Raw genomic sequence first — 548 nt, forward strand, 5'->3', positions numbered from 1 at the left:
ATCTCAAGGCGACGGCCTTTGTCATCGGCTCGCTCGCCTTCGCCGTCCTTCTCGATCAGTTTCTCGACGTTCGCAATCTGGCGATCATTCTGCTCATCGGGGTGCTGGCATCGGCGGTGACCGGCGGCCTGTGGCCGGCTCTGTATGCTTGTTTCGTCAGCGCCCATGCTTTCAATTATTTCTTCCTGGAGCCGCGCTATACGCTGACGATCAGGGATCCGGAGAGCATCGTCGCGCTTGGCGTCTTTCTCGTCGTTGCGGTCATTGCCAGCAATCTGACGGCGCGCGTGCAGCGCCAGGCGGTCGCCGCCCGCTCGCGGGCGCGGGCGACCGAGGATATCTACCTCTTTTCGAAGAAGCTCGCCGGCGCCGGGACGCTGGACGACGTTCTCTGGGCCACCGCCTTCCAGATCGCCTCGATGCTGAAGCTGCGCGTGGTGCTGCTTTTGCCGGAAGACGGGACGATCACCGTCAAGGCCGGCTATCCGCCTGACGACACGCTGGCCGAAGCCGACATCGCCGCCGCCCGCTGGGCCTGGGAGCATAAT

At 63.9% G+C, this 548-nt stretch carries 1 protein-coding gene; it reads left to right on the forward strand.

What is annotated here, in order from left to right; translation table 11 throughout:
* On the forward strand, positions 1–548 hold a 548-nt coding region (locus EN914_RS37790; RefSeq protein WP_127389799.1), incomplete at both ends, for a DUF4118 domain-containing protein.

The organism is Mesorhizobium sp. M7A.F.Ca.CA.001.08.2.1, from assembly GCF_003998455.1.
GTDB classification, from domain to species: Bacteria; Pseudomonadota; Alphaproteobacteria; order Rhizobiales; family Rhizobiaceae; genus Mesorhizobium; species Mesorhizobium ciceri.